Here is a 16,916-nt window from a genome sequence, read left to right on the forward strand (position 1 = left end):
TCGGCAGCTCCTGCATTCATCGCGCCAGGCGCAGAATTCATGTGGGAGCGAGCCTGTTCGCGAAGGAGTCGCCTCGGTATTCAGGTTGGCGCCAGATCAAAGAACGCGTGAATCAAGCGCAACTCGCGCCGACGCTCCATGCAGCCGATCATGTGCCGGTTCATCAGCCCTTCCCCGGCAATCGGAATCGCCACTACGCGCGGGTCGTGGCTGACCTCCACCGATGACACCACACCAACGCCCAGCTCAGCCGCAACCGCTTCGGTGACCGCCTCGCGACTGTCCAGCTCCAGTAACACCCGCGGTTGAATCGACGCCTGCGCGCAAGCCTTGTCAAACGTGCGGCGGGTGATCGAGCCCGGTTCGCGCAAGACCATGATCACCTGATCCAGCTCTTCGAGTTTCACTTCACCGCAGCGCGCCGCCCACGGATGCGCCACCGGTACCAGCGCGCAGATCCGCGACTCACTCAGCGCTTGCAAGTGCAGTCCCTTGCGCGGCTCGACCTCAGTCAGCACCGCGACATCGGCGTGCTCGGACAACAGCGCCGCCAGCGTTTCCTGCGCATTGCCCAGACGCAGGTTCACGGTGATCCCCGGATAGCGCGCGCGCAGACTGGCCAGCATCGGCATGACCAAGTGCGGCCCGTCCGCCGCCACTTCCAGGCGCCCGGTCAATAACTGCCGATTGGCCTCAAGCAGGGTCTGGGCTTCTTGCGCCAGGCCAAACATCGCACGGGTGATCGCCGCCAGTCTGGTGCCCTCCTCGGTCAGCTCTACCCGGCGCGCGGTGCGCCGCAGCAGGGTGATCTGGTAATGCTCCTCCAGTGCCTTGATGTGCCCGGTCACTGCCGGCTGGCTGATGAACAACCGCGCGGCGGCGCGGGTGAAACTGCATTCCCGCGCCACGGCGTCGAAGGCGCGTAGCTGAAACAGGTTCATGAATAAGCCTCACTGATGGCTGGCATAACAACAAACAATTTGATTGATGCAACCGCGAATTGCAACGTATGCCCAGTAGCGTCACTCCACAGCGCTCTTGCAAGGACACCATTAATGAGTACCGCCGTACCGATTTTGCTCACTCCCGGTCCGTTGACCACTTCGGCCCGCACCCGTCAGGCGATGATGGTCGACTGGGGTTCGTGGGATGAGCGCTTCAACCAGTTGACCGCCAGTCTGTGCGAACAATTGCTGGCCATCGTCAACGGCGCCACCAGCCACCACTGCGTGCCGTTGCAAGGCAGCGGCACCTTCGCCGTCGAAGCTGCCATCGGTACGCTGGTGCCGCGCGACGGCAAGGTGCTGGTGCTGATCAATGGCGCGTACGGCAAGCGTATGGCGAAAATCTGCGAAGTGCTCGGTCGCTCGTTCAGCACCTTCGAAACCGCCGAAGACCAACCGACCACCGCCGTCGACGTCGACCGACTGCTGCGCGCCGACGCCAACATTACTCACGTCGCGCTGATTCACTGCGAAACCAGTACCGGCATTCTCAATCCGCTGGCGGAAATCGCCGGGGTCGTCGCGCAACACGGCAAACGCTTGATCATCGATGCCATGAGTTCCTTCGGCGCATTGCCGGTGGATGCGCGAAAAGTGCCGTTCGACGCGCTGATCGCGGCCTCCGGTAAATGCCTGGAAGGCGTGCCGGGGATGGGTTTTGTCTTCGCCCGCAAAGAATCGCTGGCCGCGGCCGCCGGCAACTCGCACTCACTGGCGATGGACCTGTACGACCAGCACGCCTACATGATCAAAACCGGGCAATGGCGCTTCACCCCGCCGACCCACGTGGTCGCCGCGCTGCACGAAGCATTGCTGCAATACAGTGAAGAAGGTGGCCTGCCGGCGCGGCATGCGCGTTATGCCGCCAACTGCCAGGCGCTGATGGCAGAGATGAACAAAATCGGTTTGCGCAGCTTTCTGCCAGCGGCGATTCAGGCGCCGATCATCGTCACGTTCCATGCGCCGCAGGATCCGCGTTATCGCTTCAAGGATTTCTACGAACGGGTCAAGGCCAAGGGTTACATCCTCTACCCCGGCAAACTGACCCAGGTCGAAACCTTCCGCGTCGGCTGCATCGGCCACGTCACCCCGGACGAAATGCGCCGGGCGGTGGCAGCCGTGGCTGAAGCGCTGCGGGAGATGGAAGTGCTCGACATTTAAATCCCACCACAAATCCCCTGTAGGAGTGAGCCTGCTCGCGATGAGGCCCTGTCAGTCGACGAAGATGCTCAATGATCAACCGCCATCGCGAGCAGGCTCACTCCTACATTTGAATCGTATTGCCAACTCAGGAATTGATTGCCATGAACTACACCAACCCAGACAAGCTGCAAGCCGCGATCCTCGACTGGGCCGGCACCGTGGTCGATTTCGGCTCGTTCGCGCCGACGCAGATCTTCGTCGAAGCCTTCGCCGAGTTCGACGTGCAGGTGTCGATCGAAGAAGCCCGCGGGCCGATGGGCATGGGCAAATGGGATCATATCCGCACCCTTTGCGATCAGCCGCAAGTCGCCGAGCGTTACCGCACAGTATTCGGTCGTACGCCAACCGACGATGACGTTACCGCCATCTACAACCGCTTCATGCCGCTGCAGATCGAGAAGATCGCCGAGCACTCGGCACTCATTCCAGGCGCACTGGACACTATCGCCCAACTGCGCCAGCAAGGAATCAAGATCGGCTCCTGCTCCGGTTACCCGAAAGCGGTCATGGACAAAGTCGTCGAACTGGCCGCCAGCAACGGCTACGTCGCCGATCACGTGGTCGCCACCGACGAGGTACCGAACGGTCGTCCATGGCCGGCGCAAGCCCTGGCCAACGTGATCGCCCTGGGCATCGACGACGTTGCGGCGTGCGTAAAGATCGACGACACCGTGCCGGGCATTCTCGAAGGTCGCCGTGCCGGCATGTGGACGGTTGCGCTGATCTGTTCGGGCAACGCCTTGGGTCTGGACTACGAGGGTTTCCGCGCACTGGGCAATGATGAACTGGCCAGTGAACGCAAGCGCATTCACGCACTGTTCGAAAGCTCGCGTCCGCATTACATGATCGACACCATCAGCGACCTGCCGCACGTGATCGCCGACATCAACAAACGTCTGGCCAACGGCGAGATGCCACAAGTTGCCTGAGGCTGAACACCGAAACACCGCTGATCAATGACCGTCAGCGGTGTTTTTTTGCACTATCTGAAAACCACGATAACGCTCGGTAATCAATTATTCCGAAACAAGGTTACCTTGGGCATCGTATGTAAGGCCATCGGGATGTTTAACACTGCCGTCTGGCAACTGTTCAGTTCCATCTTCCCAGACAATACGACCATCCGGATATTCAACGGTATTATCCGGCCAGACGATCCGCCCGTCAGGATGCTCTACCCGGCCGTCTTCATATTGAATGATGCCGTCGGGACGCTTGATCGAAGTTTTATCGACATCCACCACGCTACCGTCGGGGAGTGTGGTCGAACCATCGACATTGACCGTTGCACCAAGTGTCTGAATCAACGTTATCAAGGCCACCGGATCGACGTTGATGTTGATGGTCGGCCATGGCATTGGCGGACGCTTGTTGTCGACCGCTGCCACGGGTTTGATAGGGGCTACCGGGCTGGTCGGTGCGACTGGCTTGGTTGGCGCTACTGGCCTGGTGGGGGCCACTGGTTTGGTCGGCGATACTGGCCTGGTGGGGGCCACTGGTTTGGTCGGCGATACTGGCCTGCTCGGTGCCACGGGTTTGGTTGGAGCTACTGGCCTGGTGGGTGCCACGGGTTTGGTTGGAGCTACTGGCTTGGTCGGTGCCACCGGTCTGGTTGGCGCAACTGGCTTGGTAGATGTAACCGGTTTGGTTGGAGCTACTGGTTTTGGCTTCGTGGTAGTGGGACGAGGCTTGGTGGTTGGACGTTTCATACGCACACTCAAAATAAAGTAAATTTTAATCTTCAATAACTAACTAAAGACCCGATCCGACAATAACCACACCCAACGAACCATTCAAATCAAAAGAAAGTACAAGATATAAACAACATACAGTTACGCCACGCAGGACAACTTATGATCGTTACTTTTGAATACCGGGCAAATCAAAAACCGGGCACCAGAGACTTTTCTTCGTTGCAAAATTCATCATGCATTGCAGGCAAAAACATCCCGGCAGGTTTACAGTGAAACGAGTGCCGCGACGACGGCCTGATTGCATTTCGATCCCGAGGAACCCCTTATGCCGTGGACAAGCTCCGAATCGCGTTACAGCACTGTATCGGTTCTGTTGCACTGGCTGATGCTGGTGTTGTTGGTGCTGGTGTACGCCAGCATGGAACTGCGCGGCTTCTTCCCCAAGGGCAGCGGCGGTCGCACGCTGATTCGCGAGATGCACTATCTGCTGGGGCTCACCGTTTTCGTACTGGTGTGGTTTCGCCTGCTTGCGCGCAGCCTCGGCCATGCGCCGAAAATCTTCCCCGCTTCGCCCGCCTGGCAAACCGCCGTGGCGCGGCTGATGCACTGGGCGTTGTACTTGTTCATGCTCGGCATGCCGATATTGGGCTGGCTGATCACCAGCGCCGAGGGCCATCAAGTGATGTTCTACGGTTTCGATCTGCCGCTATTGGTCGGTGAAAACAAGGCGTTCGCCAAACAGGTCGAAGGCTGGCATGTGCTGATCGCCACGATCGGCTATTGGCTGATCGGCCTGCATGCGCTGGCGGGTATTTATCACCATTACGTGGTGCGCGATAACACCTTGCTGCGGATGATGCCCAGGCGCGGCTGAGCCTCAGGGCGTCGCGGCAAATCCGCGTCGCCCTTGCAGGCCGCCCGTGTGGACGAAAATCAGACGAGTGCCAGCGGCGAATCCACCTGACTCGACATGCTGCTTGAGCGCCAGCAAGGCCTTGCCGGTGTACAGCGGTTCCAAAGGGATACCGCTGGCTTGCTCGGTCTGTTCAATGAAGGTCAGCAGCGCCTCGTCGACTTTGGCGAAGCCACCCCGGCTGGCGTCGACCAGTTGATAGCCCGCCGCAGGCTCGGTGGCGTGCGCAAGAATCAACTCGATGTTCGGCGCCACGCCATGATCATCCGGCACCGCCAGCGCGCCATACAGTGAGCGCTTGCCTCTCTCGCCGAGTGCCAGCCCGGCCAGGGTCGTGCCGGTGCCACAAGCCAGCCACCATGCGTCGAAATCATCCCATCCCACGTTGGCCAATTGTCCATCGACCTGCTGCCTGATCGCCGCGCAACCCAGTGCGCCGGCCAGTCCACCACCGCCCTCGGGCACTGCATACAGCGCCGGATATTGCGCCTGCCACGGCGTCCAGAATCCAGCTTCGTGCCGCGCGCGGTAGCCGCCGTAACCCAGCCAATGCAACTGCATCCCGAATGCGTGCAGATCCTGCACTGTCGGCGTGTCCTGCGGGTGCCCGCGCAGCAGCCCCACGGTTGTGAACCCCAGCCGGTTGCCCGCCGCCGCCAGCGCATGCAGATGATTGGAATGCGCGCCGCCAAGACTGATGATGCCATCGGCGCCGGCACGCTCAGCGGCTTTGAGGTGTTCGACGAGTTTGAACCACTTGTTGCCGCTGATCAGCGGGTCGATCCGGTCCAGACGCAGGATCGCGACTTCGATGCCGGCGCTTGCAAGCCAGTCCAGATGGAGGGGTTCGAGCGGGGCTTGGGGTAGCCAGTTGGCGGGAGGCAAAAGCATGGACACTGCACAATCTGGAAAAGACCACATACTAGTAGGAGCTGCCGCAGGCTGCGATCTTTTGATCTTGCTTTTGAACACAAGATCAACAGATCGCAGCCTGCGGCAGCTCCTACAAAATGTGTTTACAGTTCAGCGGCCAGACGCGAGCCCTGATTGATCGCACGCTTGGCATCCAGCTCCGCCGCCACATCCGCACCGCCGATCAAGTGCACATTCTGCCCGGCGGCAACCAGGCCTTCGTGCAACTCACGCAGCGGATCCTGCCCCGCGCAGATCACGATGTTGTCCACCGCCAGCAGTTGCGGCTCGCCGGTTTCGCCGATGCGAATATGCAGACCCTGGTCATCAATGCTCAGATATTCGACGCTGTTAAGCATCTGCACCTGCTTGTTCTTCAGACCGGTGCGGTGAATCCAGCCGGTGGTTTTGCCCAGACCGTCGCCGACCTTGGTTTTCTTGCGCTGCAACAGAAACACTTCACGGGCCGGCGCATGCGGTACCGCTTTGATTCCCGCCACACCACCACGGGCTTGCAGTTGCGTGTCGATGCCCCACTCTTTCCAGAACGCCGCTCGATCCAGACTGGTGGCCACGCCTTGGTGGACGAGGAACTCCGACACGTCAAAACCGATACCACCCGCACCGATCACCGCCACGCGCTTGCCGACCGGCTTGCGCTCGAGGATCACGTCCAGATAACTCAGGACCTTGGCATTCTCGACACCCGGAATCGCCGGCACGCGCGGGGCAATACCGGTGGCGAGAATGATTTCGTCGTAACCGCCTTCAACCAGTTTTGTCACGTCGACTCGGGTGTTCAGGCACACCTCGACATTCGTGGTCTGCAACTTGCGCTTGAAGTAGCGCAGGGTTTCGAAAAACTCTTCCTTGCCCGGCACGCGCTTGGCGATATTGAACTGACCACCAATCTCACTGGCCGAATCGAACAGCGTGACCTGATGACCGCGCTCGGCGGCCACGGTGGCGGCGGACAACCCGGCAGGGCCGGCACCGACCACGGCGATTTTCTTGATCTGCTGCACCGGCAGGTAATTGAGTTCAGTCTCGTGGCAGGCACGCGGGTTGACCAGGCAACTGGTGAGCTTGCCGCCAAAGGTGTGGTCGAGGCACGCCTGGTTGCAGCCGATGCAGGTGTTGATTTCGTCGGCACGACCTTCGGCGGCCTTGTTGACGAACTCCGGGTCGGCAAGGAACGGTCGCGCCATCGAGACCATGTCGGCATCGCCCTCGGCAAGAATCTGCTCGGCAATTTCCGGGGTATTGATACGGTTGGTGGTGATCAGCGGAATGCTCACCGAACCGCGCAACTTGGCCGTGACCTTGCTGAACGCCGCACGCGGAACCTTGGTGGCGATGGTCGGAATCCGCGCTTCGTGCCAGCCGATACCGGTGTTGATGATGGTCGCGCCCGCCTGTTCGATGGCTTTGGCCAGCATGACGATTTCATCCCAGGTGCTGCCACCTTCGACCAGGTCGAGCATCGACAGGCGGAAGATGATAATGAAGTTCGGCCCGACTGCTTCGCGCACACGGCGGACGATTTCCACCGGCAGGCGCATGCGGTTTTCGTAACTGCCGCCCCAGCGGTCGGTGCGGTGGTTGGTGTGGGCGGCGAGGAACTGGTTAATGAAATAACCTTCCGACCCCATGATCTCGACGCCGTCATATTCGGCAGACTGCGCCAGCACCGAGCAGGTGACAAAATCGCTGATCTGCTTTTCGATGCCCTCTTCGTCCAGCTCTTTGGGCTTGAACGGGTTGATCGGCGCCTGGATCGCGCTCGGCGCTACTTGCTTCGGGCTGTAGGCATAACGGCCAGCGTGGAGAATCTGCATGCAGATCTTGCCGCCGGCCTCATGCACCGCGCGGGTGACGATGCGGTGCTTGAGCGCCTCTTCTTCGCTGGTCAGTTTCGCCGCGCCAGAGTAAACGCCACCCTCATCATTCGGGCCGATGCCGCCCGTGACCATCAGGCCGACGCCGCCTCGGGCACGTTCGGCGAAGTACGCCGCCATGCGTTCGAAGCCACCCGGCTTTTCTTCCAGGCCAGTGTGCATCGAGCCCATCAGGGTGCGGTTGCGCAGCGTGGTGAATCCCAGGTCCAGCGGGGCCAGCAAATGCGGGTAATGAGCGGCGGTCATCGGTAACTCCACAACGTGCGATCACGGAAAATTGCGGGAGCTCTGCGTCCCCCGTCAGTCATGTTCGACAGACTAAGAGGCGCACCGCTGTCACTCAATGACCGTAACTGACAAGTTATTGATCCAAATGCGCAGTGCCCCTTGGCAATCCGGGCCATGGGCCCTACCCTAGGCGCCACACTCTGTACCGGCTGTTGTTGGTTTTCATGCGCAAACTTCTGTACCTGTTTTTCTCCATGGCCCTCGTTGCCGCCCTGACCACCTACGCCATGTGGGCGGCAGACCGGCCGGCGGGGCACTACCTGTCGGATTTGCGCATCAAGCTTGCCGTCAATCAGGGCACGCCCGCCGGTCGTGGGAACCTGCTGGGCATTCAACCCGAACTCTTCCCCACCGATTATCAAAGCCCGGCACGCCTGCACCGCAAGCTCGCGGCGTATCTTCAGCAAGCCCGCGATCAAGGCTTGCTCAATGAGAAAACCGTGGTGGTATTGCCGGAGCATGTCGGCACCTGGCTGATGATCAGCGGCGAGAAAGACGAGTTGTATCAAGCGCCGACCCTGGCTGAAGCGATGAACTGGCTGGCGGCAAGCAATCCGCTGCTGTTCGCCCGCGCGTGGTTGCGCGCCAAGGGCGAGCAACGTCTGGACGATGCTTATCTGCGGATGAAATCGAAGGCCATGGCCAAGGATTATCAGGCACTGTTCGGCGGTCTGGCCAAGGAGTTTCAGGTCACCCTGGTCGCCGGTTCCATCGTGCTGCCGGAGCCGAGCATCCGCGACGGCCGGCTCAAGCCTGGCAGCGGCGCGCTATTCAACAGCAGCGTGGTATTCGGCCGCGACGGCGCACCGCTGGGCCAGCCGCAACGGCAGATGCACCCGATCTTCGATCAGCAGGGGGTGATTCAGGCCGAAGACAAGCACGCCATCCAGGTCGTCGACACCCCGGCCGGACGTCTGGGCATCCTCATCGGCAGTGACAGCTGGTATCCCGGCAACTACCGCACCCTCGACGATCAAGGCGCGCAACTGGTCGCCGTGCCGGCGCAAGTGATTGGCCAAGGTGCCTGGGACAAACCATGGCGCGGCTACAAGGGTTCGAGCACGCCGGGGTCGGTCAGCCTCAAGCCTGGCGACCTCAGCGAAGGTCAGGCCTGGCATCGGTTGACTCTCACCGCGCAGCCGCCGAGCAGCCGCGCCATTGCCGGGGTCAGTGTGTTCATGCGCGGACAGTTCTGGGACAAGCCGAGTACCGGCAGAAGCTTCCTCAGCAGCAATGGCCAGCAGTTCGCCGATGGCGAGGCCCGTGGTGCGCGCTTGCTGAACGTCTGGCTGTAAACCATGAAGCCGCAACCGATGCGTCTCGGGGATCTGTCGGTGGGCTTCGTTCATAGTCTGGCCGAGGCCGTGCATAGCCACGGCGCGGACCCGCTGCCTCTGCTTGAGCAATACGGCCTCGATGCCGCGCGGCTGGCGGAGGCCGGCGCACGCTTGTCGATCCCGCGTTACATGCGCCTCGGCCATGCGGCGATCCAACTCACTGGCGACCCGGCGCTGGGCCTGCGCATGGGGCAGATGATCCGCTTGAACCAGGCCGGTCTGGCCGGCATCACCGCTGCGCAAGCGCCTACCGTGCGCGAGGCGGCCCGCTGCCTGACTCGCTTTGAACCGCTTTACGGCTCCAACTATCGCGGGCAATCCAGTTTCCACGAAGACGCCAATGGCGCCTGGCTGCGCTTCTACTCGATCAGCCCCTACAACGCTTATAACCGCTTCGTGGTCGACTCGATCCTCGCCGGCTGGCTGCACCAGTTGTCGAGTCTATGCAGCGAAACGCTACGCGCTGAAAGAATCGAAATCGAGTTCGAAGCGCCGGATTATCGTGATGCCTACGCTGTGCTCGGCGACTGCCCGATCCAGTTCAGCGCCGAACGCAATCAACTGCGCCTGAGCCTGAGCAGCCTCGCCCTGCGCAACCCCGAACATTGTCCGAGCACCTGGCGGCATTTGCTGCAATTGTGTGAACGGGAACTGGAACAGCTGACCCGCACCCGCAGCCTGCGCGAACGCATCACGCAATTGCTCGGCCCGTTGCTCAATGGCGGCCGCGAGCCGGATCTGGAAGAAGTCGCAGCACGTCTGAAACTACCCACCTGGACCTTGCGGCGCAAACTGGCCGAGGAAGGCACGCAATTTCGCGCGATCCTCAATGACACACGCCGCGATCTGGCGATGACCTACATCCGCGACACCGAACTGGCGTTCGGCGAAATCGCCTACCTGCTGGGCTTTGCCTCAGCCGAAGCTTTCCAGCGCGCATTCAAGCGCTGGAGCGGACAGACGCCCGGCGAATCTCGACGAAATTATCGCTCGGGAGCTTGAAGCTCAGAGCTCCGTCGCGTCGTCAGCCGGCTCTGGTTGATCCAGTTCAAAGGCCTGGTATTCGAGCAGTTCTTCCTGATACTCATCCATCGTATAAATCTCCCCAACAGCTCGCTGTGAAAATGGCCTGATCAATCGACCTGTGCCCCGAGCATAAAGTGCCCGTGTGAAGGAAAAGTGAAACGCGACCTTCATGAATAAAACGTAGCAGGTGGTTGGGGATTTATCGCGGGGATGGTGTCGCAGGGATGTAACCAGATCTTAAGCCAACCCGAAACCACTGTGGGAGCGAGCCTGCTCGCGAAGGCGGTGGGTCAGTCTAACAATCTGTCGACTGACACTCCGCCTTCGCGAGCAGGCTCGCTCCCACAGGGTTTCGCTGAGTTTTCTTACTGTCCCGACGCAGGCATCGCCGGGATCGGCTCGGACGGCGGTGGAATATCCGGATTGGTCGGTGGCGTGATGGTTTCGCTGGCCGGTGCTGGCTCTTCAACGGGCGCTGGCGTGATCGGTGCCGACTCCGCTGGTGGCGCCACCGGTTCGGAACTCACTGGTGCGGTTTCAGCCGGCGCCGGTGCAGGTTCCGCAGCCGGCGCGGGGGCCGGTTCCGCTGCAGGTGTCGGCACCAGTGGCGCAGCAGCCGGAGCAGGCGTCGCTTTCGGCTCAGGTACACCGAGATCGGTTTTCGGTTTTTCTTCGATGTGCGCAGCCTTCTTCGCATCGGCGGGCAGGAACTGCTCGACCAGGGTGAAGAAACGCTCGTAGAACTTCTGCGCGGTGACGGTCTCACTGGCGACCTTGACCATCGAGTCGTCCGAAGAGCCGATCGGCATCGACACCGAACCCAACACGCCAACCCCGAGGCTGGCCGAGTTATTGGTCTTCTTCAGCGCGTATCGGTCCTGCAAGGCGTTAGCGAACACCGTCGCGTGATGCCCGGCGCTGCCGTCTCCGGCGCAAACCACATTGAAGCTGATCTCAAGATGCGTCTCGCCGGTCTGCTGGAAGCTCTTGTGACCGCTGACCAGTTTCGGATCGCTGCTGGTAATGATGTAGCCCTGACTGAGCAACGCGCGCCGGGCGGCTTCGCAACTGGCGGTATCGGTCACCGGGTAATTGCGCGAAAAGGTGCCGGAGTCATCGAAGTTCTCATGCTCATAGATCGGCTTGTCCTTGGAACAACCGGCTACCGCAGTCAACAAAAGCGCCAGCCCGACGACACGCATGGGAGTGGAAATCAACATTGAACATCCTGAGGGAAAACAGTCCGGGGCGTATTGTGCAACAGATCGCCGCCCCATGGCGCATGGAATAGTGTCAAGAATCGGTTACAACTTTACCGGTCATGAGCGCCAGGAAAAAGCCGCGCCGACAAATGATCGATCAGCGCGCGCAATTTCGCCGTGGCCTGCCGGCTCGACGGCCACAATACCCAGAACTGCCCGGCATGCTCCACATGCTCATCGAGCACCCGGCGCAAGCGACCTTGGCGCACCGCTTCATGCACCATGAAATCCGGCAGACAGGCAATGCCCATCCCGGCCAGCACCGCATGCTGCACCGCCTCGATCGAGGTGCTGAGCAGACGCAGCGGCAATACCGGCTCAGGCGCCCCCTCTGCGCGGCGCAGCGGCCAGGCCTCCAGCTTGCCGGTGGCGTGAAAGGTGTGACGTAAACAGGCGTGATCGGCCAGATCGCCCGGCGTGCGCGGTTCACCTCTGTGTTCGAGATAATCGGGGCTCGCCACCAGCACCAGATGAAACTCGCCCAGCGGCCGCGCCATCAGTCGTGAATCCTTGGGTTTGCCGGTGCGAATCACCGCGTCGAAACCCTCATCAATCACATCGACCATGCGGTCGGTGAGATCCAGATCCAGTTCGATGTGCGGGTACAGCATCATGAATTCGGTCATCACCGGCATGACCAACTCGTGCACCTGCGGCAGGCTGATCCGCAGCCGACCGTGGGGCGCCGAGGCGGCATTGCACAACTCGAACTCCGCCGCCTCCACCTCCGCCAGAATCCTGCGACAACGCTCGAGAAACAAAGCGCCTTCCGAAGTCAGGGTGATACTGCGAGTGCTGCGATTGAACAAGCGCACGCCAAGCCGCGCTTCCAGCCGCGCAATGCTCTTGCCGACCGCCGACGATGACACCCCTTGCAAGCGGCCGGCTTCAGTGAAACTGCGAGTCTCGGCGACCTGCACAAATACCGAGATGCTACCCAGGCTATCCATTCACACCTCCGATTGGCGACATCCGTGTCCGATATGTTCGGAACCCTAACCTGTTTTTCCGCAATACGCAGCGCCCTACCCTGTGTTCCTCGACATTGATCACACAGGGACGCAGGAACATGACCGACGTACATTTCACTTCCTCAGGGCTTGACCAGCCGACTGACAACAGCGAACGCCTGCCTTACGGAGCACTGCTGGCGCTGGCCACGGCAGGTTTCATCACCGTCATGACCGAAGCGATGCCGGCGGGTCTGCTGCCGCAAATGAGCGCCGGCCTGAACGTATCTCAAGCGCTGATCGGACAACTGGTCACGCTGTACGCCGTCGGCTCGATACTCGCGGCGATCCCCCTGACCATCGCGACCCGTGGCTGGCGCCGCAAACCATTGCTGTTGACCGCGATCGCCGGCTTCGCCGTGGCCAACAGCGTTACTGCCGTATCCGAGCAGTACTGGCTGACCCTGAGCGCACGTTTTATCGCCGGCCTCTTCGCCGGCCTGCTCTGGGCACTCCTGGCCGGCTACGCCAGTCGCATGGTCGCACCTCACCTGCAAGGCCGCGCTATCACCGTCGCCATGCTCGGCGCGCCATTGGCGCTAGCGCTCGGCATACCCGCCGGGACGCTGCTGGGCACGATGGTGGGCTGGCGCCTGAGCTTTGCCATCATGACCGCGCTGACCCTAGGGCTGGTAATCTGGGTGCACCTGCGAGTCCCGGACTTCGCCGGCGAAGTTGAAGGAAAACGCCTGCCCTTGCGTCAGGTATTCACCCTGCCCGGCATACGATCGGTACTGTTTGTAACCTTGTCCTACGTCGTGGCGCATAACCTTCTCTACACCTACATCGCGCCGTTCCTGCAACCCTCCGGTCTGACTTCGGACATTGATCGCGTACTCTTGGCGTTCGGCCTGGCCTCGGTGCTGAGCCTGTGGATTGTCGGCAGCCTGATTGATCGCTGGTTGCGTGAACTGGTACTCGGGAGTGCGGCACTGTTCCTGCTCGCTGCGATAGCCCTGGCGCTGTGGCGCGCATCGCCCGGCGTGGTTTACGCAGCCGTTATCGTCTGGGGACTGGCATTCGGCGCGATGCCTTCGCTCCTGCAAACCGCCTCAGCGAAAACCGCCTCCCAAGCCGCTGATACAGCACAATCGATGCTGGTGACACTCTGGAATGTTGGTATTGCCGGCGGCGGACTGGCCGGCGGATTGATGATGGGAAATGTCGGGGTCGGGGCATTTCCGTGGATTGTTGCGGGGTTGCTGGTGGTGACGCTGTCTGCGGTGGTGATGGCCAGGGCGCATGAGTTTCCGTCGGGGCGGTGAAACCGTTTAGAAAGATGACAAGCCTCGATCTGTGCGACCTGCAGGAGATTGGTTGACAGGCATGTCGCCATCGCGAGCAGGCTCACTCCTACAAGGGGGCGGTGTACATCTGGAGAAATCAGGTCGGCTGTCAGGCCGCCTTCGCGAGCAAGCTCGCTCCCACAGAAAAGCAAGATCAAAAGATCGCAGCCTTCGGCAGCTCCTACACAATGAGCGTTAGCTCGAGTGCTTTTGATCTACGGGCGACTTCGGAAGGCTGAGCGGAGGGATTGATCCGGGCGTGGGAGCGCAGCGACCGTCTGGCGCAGCCAGACACAGCGGAAGGAGGTGCAGCGAAGCAAACCGGAGCCGCTGCGCCCGGATCGATCCCGCAGCGAAGGAACCCGAGCCTGCGAGGGCCGAACGCAGGAGCAAGCCTTTTCGGTTACCTTTTCGGCGTTTGGAAAAGGTGACCCGCCGTAAGGGCGGAACCCTAAGTCGCCGTTACCGCAGAAATGGATATTCACCCAAAACCCCAAGCAGCATGGTCGGCCCAAAGGCCGCCAAGGCACAAAAAAAAAGCCCCGACCAAACGGCCGGGGCTCCTTCAAACGTCAGTCAAAAGATCAGAACCGCTCGATCTTCGCCTCAGCTTCCAACTGCTTGCGATAAGCCGCAAAGTCCTGCTGCCCCTCACGGGAAGCCAGGAAGCGACGGTATTGCGCCTTCTCTTCATCCGTCGGCGCAGCCGCTTCATTGACGCCATTCAGACGCACAATCATCAGACTACCGTCCGGCAACGTAACGCTGGTGAACGTCGGCTTGTCCTTCGCAGCCGGCTTCGGCATACGGAACAACGCCTGCAGCACAGCTGGATCAACCCCTTCCTGACCACGGGTGGCCGCTTCGGTGGTTTTCCAGGTCTGGCCGTCGATGGCCTTGTCCAGCGGCGCCTTGCCGTCGCGCAGATCGGCAATCAGCTTTTCGGCACGAGTTTTGGCCTCGGCGCTGGCGTGCTCTTTGGTCAACTGAGTGCGGATTGCCGCGCTCACGCTTTCCAGCGGCAGTTGCGCAGGCTTGAGATGCTCCTTGGCGCGCAACACGATCACGGTTTCCGGATCCAGCTCGATGGCCGTGCTGTTCGCACCTTCATCAATCACTTCCGGGCTGAACGCAGCAGTGACCACGGCACGGTTGGCCGCAACACCTTCGCCACCCTCGCGGCCGAACGGCTTGGAAGTGTGCACGGTCAGCTTCAGATCCGCCGCTGGCTGAGCCAGGTCGGACGCTTCGAATGCGGAGTCTTCCAGTTGCTTGGTCGCCTCGACGAAACGCTGCTCGACCTGCGCGGCTTTCAGCTCGCGGGTCAGCTTGTCTTTCAGGCTGGCCAGAGTCGGCACTTCAGGCGCTTCCACACCCAACAGCTTGATCAGGTGATAACCGAAGTCGGTACGAATCGGCTCGGATACCTGGTCTTTCGACAGCGAGTACAGAGCCTTTTCGAAGGCCGGATCGTAAACGCCAGGACCGGCATAACCGAGGTCACCGCCATTGTTCGCCGAACCCGGATCCTGCGAGAACTCCTTGGCCAGCGCTTCGAACTTCTCGCCCTTGGCCAGACGCGCCTGGACTTCGTCGATCTTCGCCTTGGCCTGTGCCTCGGTAGTCTTATCGTTCACTTCAATCAGGATGTGCGCGGCACGACGCTGCTCCGAAAGGTTGGCGATCTCTTTCTGATACGCCGCCTCAAGGTCTTCATCCTTCACCGCGACCTGATCGAAGAACGACGACTTCTTCAGCTCGACGTAATCGATGATCACCTGATCCGGAGTCATGAACTCCTTGGCGTGTTCATCGTAGTAAGCCTTGACCTCGTCATCGGTCAGCTTGACCGCAGCCGGGTCGGCCTTGACGTTCAGAGTGGCGAAATCGCGGGTCTGTTTTTCCAGACGGGCGAATGCCAGCACTTCGGCGTCGGTCACGAAACCGCTGCCGGCAACGCCAGCGCGCAACTGGCCGATCAGCATTTCCTGAGCCAGCATCTGGCGGAACTGCATGCGGCTGTAACCCAGTTGACGGATCACCTGGTCGAAACGCTCGGAGCTGAACTTGCCGTCGACCTGGAATTCAGGTGTCTGCAGGATCACTTGATCCAGCGCGGCTTCGGAGAAGGAGAACTTCGCCTGTTCGGCGCCTTGCAGCAGCAACTTGCGGTCGATCAGGCCTTTGAGAGCCGATTCGCGCAGCATTTTTTCGTCGAGCAAGGAAGCATCGAAGTCCTTGCCCAGCTGTTGCATCAGCTGACGGCGTTGCATGTCAACCGCCTGGCTCAGCTCGTTCTGGCTGATTTCGTCACCGTTGACCTTGGCCGCCTCGTTCTTGTGAGTCGTGGCCTGGAAAATGGCATCGAAACCGGTCAGGGCCATCAGTGCAACGATGACCCCAATAATGGTCTTGGCAATCCAGCCTTGTGAATTGTCCCTGATATTCTGCAGCATGCGTCCCCCAGAAACGGTTGAACTTCAATTTAGGCAACCGTGGAGCGTGGGTAGAATCCGGATAGAAGAAAGGCGCATCCGAGGATGCGCCTTCTCGTAACTGGCGGAGCGGACAGGGCTCGAACCCTCGATCCCGGCGTTACAGGTGCCTGTTCCAGCCACCTGCTCTACCGCTCCGCTGCCAAGTCAGGCTTGACCCCGACCCGGATGGGTAAAAACCTGAAAACTCAGTTAACAGCTTCTTTCAGTGCTTTACCGGCTTTGAAACCTGGCTTCTTGGCAGCCGGGATTTCCAGAGTCTTGCCGGTTTGCGGGTTGCGGCCGGTACGAGCCGGACGGTCAGTCACGGAGAAAGTACCGAAACCAACCAGAACAACGGAGTCGCCAGCCTTCAGAGCGCCAGTGACGGATTCGATTACAGCGTCCAGCGCACGGCCAGCAGCAGCTTTCGGGATATCAGCGGATGCAGCGATAGCATCAATCAGTTCCGACTTGTTCACTCTAAGTCCCCTTATATCTATTTTGAGATGTTTCTAAGTTTTTTGGTGAAAGCAAAAACGAGTGCTGAATGGCCTACAGACACTTAAGAGCCGCTTTATAACAAGGGCTCTAAAATGCTGTCAAGGA

At 60.5% G+C, this 16,916-nt stretch carries 14 protein-coding genes; 6 read left to right on the plus strand and 8 right to left on the minus strand.

Annotated elements, in window-relative coordinates; genetic code table 11:
• Positions 1 to 80: 80 nt before the first annotated feature.
• The gene (locus tag AC0Z4S_RS12445; RefSeq protein ID WP_485623207.1) at positions 81 to 941 is read right to left on the minus strand and encodes a LysR substrate-binding domain-containing protein; all 861 of its coding nucleotides are present in this window, start codon (positions 939 to 941) and stop codon (positions 81 to 83) included.
• A 114-nt stretch (positions 942 to 1,055) separates the two neighbouring features.
• Between AC0Z4S_RS12445 and AC0Z4S_RS12450 the strand changes: the two genes are divergently transcribed.
• A complete protein-coding gene (locus AC0Z4S_RS12450) occupies positions 1,056 to 2,165 on the plus strand; it encodes a 2-aminoethylphosphonate--pyruvate transaminase (protein ID WP_485623208.1) in 1,110 nt (369 codons plus the stop codon).
• A 143-nt stretch (positions 2,166 to 2,308) separates the two neighbouring features.
• Positions 2,309 to 3,136, plus strand: coding sequence for a phosphonoacetaldehyde hydrolase (phnX, locus tag AC0Z4S_RS12455; RefSeq protein ID WP_485623209.1), 828 nt, complete (start codon positions 2,309 to 2,311; stop codon positions 3,134 to 3,136).
• An 87-nt stretch (positions 3,137 to 3,223) separates the two neighbouring features.
• Here phnX and AC0Z4S_RS12460 read toward each other — a convergent pair whose 3' ends face one another.
• Positions 3,224 to 3,565, minus strand: a complete 342-nt coding sequence (locus tag AC0Z4S_RS12460) for a hypothetical protein (RefSeq protein ID WP_471879657.1) — start codon at positions 3,563 to 3,565, stop codon at positions 3,224 to 3,226.
• Positions 3,566 to 4,226: 661 nt separating this feature from the next.
• Here AC0Z4S_RS12460 and AC0Z4S_RS12465 point away from each other — a divergent pair.
• Positions 4,227 to 4,775 carry a cytochrome b gene (locus AC0Z4S_RS12465; RefSeq protein ID WP_485623210.1) on the plus strand — a complete coding sequence of 183 codons (549 nt, stop codon included), beginning with the start codon at positions 4,227 to 4,229 and terminating at the stop codon, positions 4,773 to 4,775.
• Positions 4,776 to 4,778: 3 nt separating this feature from the next.
• Here AC0Z4S_RS12465 and AC0Z4S_RS12470 read toward each other — a convergent pair whose 3' ends face one another.
• Together AC0Z4S_RS12470 and AC0Z4S_RS12475 are read right to left on the minus strand one after the other, a co-directional pair.
• Complete coding sequence (locus AC0Z4S_RS12470; protein ID WP_485623212.1) at positions 4,779 to 5,705, minus strand: 1-aminocyclopropane-1-carboxylate deaminase/D-cysteine desulfhydrase; 927 nt, start codon at positions 5,703 to 5,705, stop codon at positions 4,779 to 4,781.
• Between the two features lie 125 nt (positions 5,706 to 5,830).
• Positions 5,831 to 7,870: a 2,4-dienoyl-CoA reductase FMN-binding domain-containing protein gene (locus AC0Z4S_RS12475; RefSeq protein WP_485623213.1), complete on the minus strand. Its 2,040-nt coding sequence runs from the start codon at positions 7,868 to 7,870 to the stop codon at positions 5,831 to 5,833.
• 206 nt (positions 7,871 to 8,076) lie between these two features.
• On the opposite strand from AC0Z4S_RS12475, the gene AC0Z4S_RS12480 reads away from it, so the two are divergent.
• On the plus strand, positions 8,077 to 9,207 hold the full coding sequence (locus AC0Z4S_RS12480; RefSeq protein WP_485623214.1) for a nitrilase-related carbon-nitrogen hydrolase: 1,131 nt from the start codon (positions 8,077 to 8,079) through the stop codon (positions 9,205 to 9,207).
• A 3-nt stretch (positions 9,208 to 9,210) separates the two neighbouring features.
• Positions 9,211 to 10,251 (plus strand): AraC family transcriptional regulator, encoded by a 1,041-nt coding sequence (locus AC0Z4S_RS12485; protein ID WP_485623215.1) that lies wholly within the window; start codon positions 9,211 to 9,213, stop codon positions 10,249 to 10,251.
• Positions 10,252 to 10,640: 389 nt separating this feature from the next.
• Here AC0Z4S_RS12485 and AC0Z4S_RS12490 read toward each other — a convergent pair whose 3' ends face one another.
• Positions 10,641 to 11,495 (minus strand): DUF2242 domain-containing protein, encoded by an 855-nt coding sequence (locus AC0Z4S_RS12490; protein WP_485623216.1) that lies wholly within the window; start codon positions 11,493 to 11,495, stop codon positions 10,641 to 10,643.
• Positions 11,496 to 11,587: 92 nt separating this feature from the next.
• Positions 11,588 to 12,487 carry a LysR family transcriptional regulator gene (locus AC0Z4S_RS12495; protein WP_485623217.1) on the minus strand — a complete coding sequence of 300 codons (900 nt, stop codon included), beginning with the start codon at positions 12,485 to 12,487 and terminating at the stop codon, positions 11,588 to 11,590.
• Positions 12,488 to 12,606: 119 nt separating this feature from the next.
• Here AC0Z4S_RS12495 and AC0Z4S_RS12500 point away from each other — a divergent pair, with 119 nt between their 5' ends.
• A complete protein-coding gene (locus AC0Z4S_RS12500) occupies positions 12,607 to 13,812 on the plus strand; it encodes an MFS transporter (protein WP_485623219.1) in 1,206 nt (401 codons plus the stop codon).
• A 605-nt stretch (positions 13,813 to 14,417) separates the two neighbouring features.
• On the opposite strand, the gene AC0Z4S_RS12505 is transcribed toward AC0Z4S_RS12500, so the two are convergent.
• On the minus strand, positions 14,418 to 16,289 hold the full coding sequence (locus tag AC0Z4S_RS12505) for a SurA N-terminal domain-containing protein (protein ID WP_485623220.1): 1,872 nt from the start codon (positions 16,287 to 16,289) through the stop codon (positions 14,418 to 14,420).
• A gap of 227 nt (positions 16,290 to 16,516) precedes the next feature.
• Positions 16,517 to 16,789 (minus strand): HU family DNA-binding protein, encoded by a 273-nt coding sequence (locus AC0Z4S_RS12510; RefSeq protein ID WP_003183171.1) that lies wholly within the window; start codon positions 16,787 to 16,789, stop codon positions 16,517 to 16,519.
• Positions 16,790 to 16,916 lie beyond the last annotated feature (127 nt).

This window comes from Pseudomonas sp. 1L-B-1-E-C1, from assembly GCF_057291835.1.